General features: G+C 69.1%; 5 protein-coding genes and 1 pseudogene. 4 read left to right on the top strand and 2 right to left on the bottom strand.

Annotated features, from left to right (window positions below; genetic code table 11):
* Positions 1 to 282: 282 nt before the first annotated feature.
* Positions 283 to 1266, bottom strand: a complete 984-nt coding sequence (locus tag KS423_RS32360) for a GNAT family N-acetyltransferase (RefSeq protein ID WP_224283319.1) — start codon at positions 1264 to 1266, stop codon at positions 283 to 285.
* Positions 1267 to 1333: 67 nt separating this feature from the next.
* Complete coding sequence (locus tag KS423_RS48180) at positions 1334 to 2248, bottom strand: hypothetical protein (protein WP_308020275.1); 915 nt, start codon at positions 2246 to 2248, stop codon at positions 1334 to 1336.
* A 282-nt stretch (positions 2249 to 2530) separates the two neighbouring features.
* On the opposite strand from KS423_RS48180, the pseudogene KS423_RS32350 reads away from it, so the two are divergent.
* The 4 genes and pseudogenes from KS423_RS32350 to KS423_RS32330 all read left to right on the top strand — a co-directional run.
* Positions 2531 to 2782: pseudogene (locus tag KS423_RS32350) on the top strand (HNH endonuclease); the annotation flags it as partial.
* Positions 2783 to 2933: 151 nt separating this feature from the next.
* The gene (locus tag KS423_RS32345; RefSeq protein ID WP_224283318.1) at positions 2934 to 3266 is read left to right on the top strand and encodes a trypco2 family protein; all 333 of its coding nucleotides are present in this window, start codon (positions 2934 to 2936) and stop codon (positions 3264 to 3266) included.
* Between the two features lie 102 nt (positions 3267 to 3368).
* Positions 3369 to 7067, top strand: a complete 3699-nt coding sequence (locus tag KS423_RS48175) for a tetratricopeptide repeat protein (protein WP_224283317.1) — start codon at positions 3369 to 3371, stop codon at positions 7065 to 7067.
* 333 nt (positions 7068 to 7400) lie between these two features.
* Positions 7401 to 7672 (top strand): hypothetical protein (locus KS423_RS32330; protein WP_224283316.1); only part of this gene is annotated, 272 nt, incomplete at its 3' end.

The following is a 7672-nucleotide window of genomic DNA, read 5'->3' as shown; positions in this document are numbered from 1 at the left end:
AGCGAGCATGGAAGCCCACTATCCCCTCGGACCACGACTCGACCTGCTCAACCGTCAGCTCATCAGCACACAGTCATACCAACGACGCCGAACGCCAGCGGTAACGACAGATGCGGTTGCAGTACTAACCGCCTGCAATGTGGTCAGGTTGTCGTCATCGCCCAGGCGAAGAGACCTGCCGACGATCCTGAGTGCTGCTCTTGGCGAGTTGGCGGGATGAGCATGCGTTGTCGAGGTATTGTCAAATCCTGTGGACTGACCAGACAGCCCAATGACCGGTGATCAAGCAAGTGGCTTGCGGTAACGGACGTACTCGTTCTGCCGCCGGAACCCCACACTCTCGTAGAGCTCGTAGGACCGGTGCGGGTTTGCCGTGCCCGTGAACAGCCGGGCGGTCGTTGCACCCTGCTCACGAAGGCTCCGCAGCCCGTCCAGCAGTAGGACCCGGCCGATTCCGAGGCGTCGCTGGTCCGTCCGGACACTCAGCTCTTCCACCTCGCCCACGGTGTGGTCGTGATGGCGGATGGAGCAGAGGGCGACGCCGACCATGTCCTGCCCGTTCCAGGCAGCCCTCCAGCATGCTGGGTCGGCGGTGTCGACGAAGTCCTGGAAAGGCCATCTCTGAGCGAAGCCTGTGTCCGCGTACGAATCGACTACCGTCCTCCAGGCTGCACGGTAGTGGCTCGTCCCGATCGGCCCTGTCCGTATCCCGGCTGGCAGGTTGCTGCCCGGCTCGGGCACCTGCTGCAAATCGCCCAGCTCCAGCTCGACCAGGCTGAAGACACGTCGGTAGCCAGCTGCGCGCAGCAGCCCTGTGGCGTCCTGCTCGGAGGCCATAGCGTTCGCGCCGATCACTGCGGTCCGCGCCGCTCCATGCTGTTTGACGAGCTGGCGGATCCGCTCTTCGGCCCAGCTCAGCATGGCTGAGCCGATGCCCTGGCCGCGATGTTCGGGCAAGAGGTAGCCGCGGTGCAGGTACAGCCACGTATCGTCCCGCTCTTGCCACCACCGGATCGTCGAGTAGCCGACGACGCTCCCGTCGAGCACCACCAGGATCTGGTTCTTGGACGGCTCCTCCAACTTGGCAGAAGCTTCGGCGATCTCGGCCGCTGTCGGGAGCCCTTCCACAACCGAACGGACATCGACCCGGTCCCGTTCAACACATCCCAGCCGCACCGCAGCCATGGCGCCGTGGTCTTCGTCGCCACGATACGGCCGGAACCCGAAGCCGACCGGAAGGTCCTGTCCTACCGTGCCATCCAACATGACCGGATGTTCTCGAACTTCGAGGCAGGTCCGCCACCCTATTCACGCCGCGGTCGTCTGGGGCCGTTCAACGAGCTCTGTGTGAGGCCAGCCGCCAGAACGCGAAGATGTACCGGCGGGTGAAGTCCTGGGTGAGGTCCTCCACGATCCCCCCGGACCACTCTCCTTCGTCCGAGACCGGCCTGAGGCTGCGGGCGTTCGCTCGCATCGCGAGCTGTATTTGCTCGATCTCGCGGGAACGGTCGTGCAGCTGCTCGACGGACAGGTCGCTCAAGAGCCGGTTGCCGACCATGCCGTCGATTCCGTCGGGCACCAGGCGTGGCAGCGGCGTGCCGGAGGTACGGGCCAGCTTGACCAGAGTCCGCCATTGCGCGGGCTGCACCGGGCCGTCGCGGTCCATGAAGCTGACCACCCGGACCCCGGGCCGCCCGCCGGGCACGGGCGGCCACCCGTTGTGCATCTGGACACCGGACCAGCCGTAGGCGGCGACGTCGGACAGCGAGCCCACCCGGTTGGCGAGCACGACCGGCTCCGGCAGCACCAGCAACCCGGCCGGCACCGGCAGGTCCTCTTCCCGGTCCAGCGTGGCGGTGTCGGCGACCTCCAGCGTGCTGGCGGCCGCCATGACCGCGGCGTGCGCGGCCGGCGAGCTGAACTTGACGGCCGGCACGTGGTGCAGGAACTGTCCGTCGTTGTGGGGCCGGCACAGCTCGGCGTAGGCGACGGTGTCCAGGATGATCGTGTGGACGCCGATATCGACCAGCGAGCTGGGGCCGAGGCTCAGCTGCTCGCCGCGGTGGGCCATCGCGGTGAGCAGGTAGGCGTAGCCCTGGCCGAGGACGCGGGCGGCCATGACGGAGTCGTAGGGGTAGTCGTGCATCAGCAGGCTGACCTGCTTCGCCCACAGATCGGTGGGGACGTGGTCGCGCACGTTCCGAAGCGGGCCGACGATCGGGTCGGTGGGTGCAACTGCGGTTGCCATGCTGCCTCCGACTGCTGGTGGGGCACCTGGTGGCGCCGGGCGCTGCCCGATGGTTCTCCGAAAGCTACGGGCCAATCCGATTGCGCTTCAACTAAGTTGCGAGAAGTTGCGAGTGCGGACGCCGTCATCCCCGACGTGGCCACCCAACAGGGAGAAGAGCGGCGCTTCTGGACCCGGGGGGAGCCCCAGGAAGCGACGTGGTCTGACACCGGCGACGAGACCTACGACGACTCATGGACAACCCCGAATACCGCAACCTGGGAATGACGCTCCCCGCCAGTCGGTGCCGACACCTGGACCACCGACAAGCGCCGCGCCTTCGCCAACGACCTGACCCACTCGCAGCTGGTCGCGGTGTCCGCCGCCTCGAACCGGGCGAAGGCCGACAAGGGACCGGATGCCTGGCGGCCGCCGCTGCGGTCGTACTGGTGCACCTACTCCCGCGCCTGGACCGACATCAAGCACGTCTACGGCCTGTCCGTCACCGAGCCGGAGAAGACGGCGTTGATCGAGATGCTCGACACCTGCGCGTAGCCATCCAGCGGGCCTGCCCGCCTGCCCAGAGCCGAGGAACAGGCGGGCAGGCTCGGCTGAGTTGGGCTTTCGCCTGCGCGGGCCAGTGCACGGGCTTTACGGTGTCCGCATCGGCATGACCGCAGGTCAGGTGTTCAAGGGGTGGGTGCGAATGGATGTTCCGCTGGCGGACGCGGTCGCGGCGGTACGCGACGAGCTGCTGAAGGCGGCGGCCCAGATCGGGGACGACCCGCAGGTGGTGTTCGCGGTGGGGCCGGTGGAGATGGAGTTCGAGGTCGAGCTGCGCGCGGACGTGAAGGCGAAGGCCGGCTTCAAGCTGTTCGCGGTTGGGGCCGAGACCGAGGCCGGGCTCTCCCGCGGCCGCACCCACCGGGTCTCCTTCACGCTCACCCCGAAGCGCCCGGATGGAACCGATCTCCTCGTCAGCTCCGCGCAGGAGCACCCGGAAGGGCCCGGCGACACCACCGGGCGCATCAACGGCTGAGAACCAGACCGCGGCCGGCACCACGTAGTCCGTCCGCGACCACGTGGTGACAAGCAGGGCGGGTTGTAGGGGGCACGGGTGGAGCGGGTACGGATTGCCGGGGTGAACGGGCCGGGCGGACGCGGGTCCGGGTACGCGGTCGGCGGGCGGCTGGTCCTGACCTCCGCCCACGTCACTGGCCCGACCGGCACCAGGGTGAAGGTGTTCCACCCGGCTGGCACTGGCACTGCGGACGGACGGGTGGTGTGGTCCGGTACCCCGGGCGGGCGCGACGACGCGGCTCTGGTCCTGGTCGGCGACAGCCCTCACTGGCAGCCGCCCACCGCCCCAGTGCGCTGGGGCCGCGCCGTCACCGACCGCCCCGGGATCCCGTGCGAGACCTGGGGCACCCCCGATGTCGCCCAGCGGTCCGGCCGGGCCGTGGAGGCCGAGCAGCTGCGCGCGCGCCTCAATCCGGGCACGGGTTTTGTCGGCAACGAGCACGTCGTCGACCTCGATCAGCCTTCGCCGGTGTGGCGGGCCAACGGCAGCTCGCCGTTCGCTGGGCTGTCCGGGGCGGCGGTGTTCTGCGACCGGCTCCTGACCGGTGTCGTGGCGGCCGACCGCGCCCACTCCGCCCATGGCCGACTGAACGCGGTACCCGCCTACGTCCTCCATCACGACCTAGGGTTCCGCACCGCCCTCGCTGAGTGGGATGTCGGCCCCAGCGGAGGCCTGCAGGCTGTCGAGTTCCAGGACCTCGCCGACCGCGCCCAGGATCCCGACCGCACCCGGTGCCTGCCCTCACCCGCGGCCCTCCTCCAGGCACGCCACCAGATCGTCCCCTTCCACGGCCGCCACGACCTCCTCACCGAACTGCAGGCCTGGTGCCAGCTTGGCGGCTTCGGCGCCTGGCTCCTCCACGGCCCCGGCGGCCAAGGCAAGACCCGCCTCGCCCACCACCTCGCCCACCTGCTCGCCGCCGACGGCTGGGCCGTCCTGTGGCCACGCACCACCGCCGGCCCGGACCAGCTGCGCGAACTCCGCCACGCCGCCAAGCCGCTGCTGGTCGTCCTCGACTACGCCGAGAGCCGCACCGACCAGATCGCCGTCCTCGTCGAAGCCGCCGCCGACCACCCCGCCAACACCCCGCTCAAGCTTCTCCTGCTCGCCCGCACCGACGGCGACTGGTGGCAGCAGGCGACCACCGCCACCAGCCTCGCCGAGGACTACCTCACCACCGCCCGCACCCATCACCTCGCCCCCCTCGGCACCCGCCCTTCAGACCGAATCGATCACTATCTTGAGGCGGCCCGGGCCCTCGCCGACGCCTGCCACAGTGTCGACGGTCTCACCGCTCATGACTGGTCCACCCTCGCTGGCACCCTGCGCCCGCCTCAGTTGGACCAGGATGCCTATGGCAACGCCCTCACCCTCCACATGACCGCCCTCGCCGACCTTCTCGACACCGCCGACGCCCGACCTCACAGCACCTCCGACTCGACCGACCTGGCCGCAGCCAGCTCCGTGCGGCAGGAAGCCGACCTCGTCGAGGACCGCCTCCTCGTACACGAGCGCCGCCACTGGCGACAGGCCGTCCTCACCCTCGCCCCCGCCCTCAGCCTCGCGATCCTGGAGACCGCACTCGCCGCCGCCCATCTCATGGGCGCAGCCGACCGCGAACAGGCTGACCGGCTCTGGCAGCGCCTCCCCGCCCTCGCCGACCAGACCCGAGACCAACGCAACAGCGTCACTAACTGGCTCACCGCCCTCTACCCCGCACCCGCGCCCGGCGGACAACCCTGGGGCTCACTTCAGCCCGACCGTCTCGCCGAGCGCCACATCGGCCGTGCTCTCGACGACCAGCCGGAACTCGCCGAACATCTCGTCGACGGTGCCGACGACATCCAGACCGCACAACTGCTGATCGTCTACAGTCGCGCCGCCGCTCACCCCGTCTTCTACAACCGCCTCAACACTCACCTCACCAACCTCTGCGTCCGCCACTACCAGCGGCTCGCACCACAAACTGCCATCGCCGCCACCCACACCAACCACCCGCAGCCTCTCGTCGACGCCCTCGACGCCCTCGTCACCACCGCCACCGTTCCCCTTGACGACCTCGACGCGCTCCACGACGGGTTCCCACTCGAAAGCCAGCGCCTGGCTGTCACCGCCGTCCGCCTGGCTTACACCATCGCCGACCGCACCCGGGCCCTGGCTGAGGCCGACCCGGACACCTACACGCCAGACCTTGCCATGGCCCTCAACAACCTCTCCCATTCGCTCGGTGAGGTGGGGCGTAGGGAGGAGAGCCTGGCCGCCATCGAGGAAGCTGTCGCCATCCGCCGTACCCTCGCGGCGGGCAACCCCAACGCCCACCTGCCCGGCCTCGCCAACGCCCTTACCAACCTCTCGCACCGCCTTGGTGAGGTGGGCCGGGGGGAGGAGGGCCTGCCAGCTGTCGAGGAAGCTGTCGCCATCCGCCGTACCCTCGCGGCGGGCAACCCTGATGCCGACGTGCCGGGCCTCGCCAGAGCCCTCACCAACCTCTCCAATCGGCTTGGGGACGCGGGCCGGCACGAGGAAGGCCTGGCCGCCGGCCTGGAAACCATCGGTCACTACCGCACCCTCGCCGCGGGCAACCCCGACACCTACCTGCCCGACCTCGCCATGGCCCTCACCAACCTCTCCAATCGGCTTGGGGACACGGGCCGGCACGAGGAAGGCCTGGCCGCCAGCCTGGAAGCCACCGGCCACTACCGCACCCTCGCCGCAGACAACCCCGACACCTACCTGTCATATCTCGCTGGCACCCTCAACAACCTCTCCAACCGGCTGGGTGAAGTGGGGCGGCAGGAGGAAAGCCTGGCCGCCATCCACGAAGCCACCGGCCACTACCGCACCCTCGCCGCAGACAACCCCAACGCCCACCTGCCCCACCTCGCTGGCAGCATCTATAACCTCTCCAACCGGCTGAGTGAGGTGGGGCGCCGGGAGGAGAGCATGGCTGCCATCGAGGAAGCTGTCGCCATCCGCCGCACCCTCGCGGCGGGCAACCCCAACGCCCACCTGCCCGACCTCGCCCACGCTCTGCACAAGCTATCCGCCCGGCTGAGTGAGGTGGGGCGTCGGGAGGAGAGCATGGCTGCCATCGAGGAAGCTGTCGCCATCCGCCGCACCCTCGTGACGGGCAACCCCAACGCCCACCTGCCCGACCTCGCCCACGCTCTGCACAAGCTGTCTCTCTGCTGGGGAGAGGTTGGGCGTTGGGAAGAAGCCGTGGCCACTGTCCGGGAGACCGTCGCCATCCGCCGAGGCTTGGCCGAGGACGATCCGGGTACTCACCTGCCCGGCCTCGCCCAGTCCCTACACAACCTGTCCGTCTGGCTCGATAGAGAGAGCCTCCCGGAGGAAGCCCTGGCCGCAGCCTACGAGGCGACCTGGTACTTCCGGACCCTGGCCAAGACGAACCACGAGGCCTACCTGACCGGCCTAGCCTGGTCCCTCAACGACCTGTCCAGCCGGTTGGAGCGAACCGGGCAACTGCAGGAAGCCCTGGCCGCTACCCAGGAATCCGTCGCCATTCGTCTCGTGCTTGCCCAGGCGAATCTGGATGCCCACCTGCCCGGCCTCGCCACCGGCTACTACAACCTGTCCATCAGGCTGAACGAGGTGGGGCGGAGGGCGGAGGCCCTGACCGCTATACATGACGCTATTTACATCCAGCGTGCTCTAGCCCAGGCCAACCCTGCGATCTTCGAAGCCGCTCTGCAACAGTCTCTGGACGCGGCCACCTGGTTCGAAATCCTCGACCCCTAGCCCGCAAGTCGTCGACCTACCGGAGGGCTGCAGGCCGAGGAATATCGCACCCATGGAATGACGCTGCCTGCCAGTCGGAGCGGACAGCTGGACGGACGACCAGCACAAGGCCTTCGCCAACGACCTGACCCGGCCCCAGCTCCTCGCGGTCTCCGCCGCCTCCAACAGGGCGAAAGGCGACCAGACCCCTGACCAGTGGAAGCCGCCGTCCCAGACCGCCTGGTGCCACTACGCGAAGGCCTGGATCAACGTGAAGAACCACTACAAGCTGACCGTCACCGAACCGGAGAAGACGGCCCTGGGCCCGATGCTCGACACCTGCCCGGCGGGATCATGACCACCCCCGACCCCGCCGACGGACCGCTGCTGACCGCAGGAATCCCGGCCGGGCCGGGCGGCGTGATGACCGTCGAAGTCGGCGTCATCACCGGCGACCTCACGCTGCGCACTATCTGGGACGGCCGCCAGGCGCTGCTCACCGTCCAGTACGACGGCGCCGACGAGTGGTACACCGTGGAGGGGTCCCCGGTGCCCGCCCCGACCGCGGCCGAGGCCGAAGCCGCCCACCGGACGATGGCGGCCGCCGTCCGGCGCGGCGGTGCGGC

It is taken from the genome of Streptomyces sp. LS1784 (assembly GCF_020103755.1).
In the GTDB taxonomy this organism is placed as follows: domain Bacteria; phylum Actinomycetota; class Actinomycetes; order Streptomycetales; family Streptomycetaceae; genus Kitasatospora.
The sequence above is the reverse complement of the archived record's forward strand: the minus strand, read 5'-3'. Positions and strand labels throughout refer to the sequence as shown.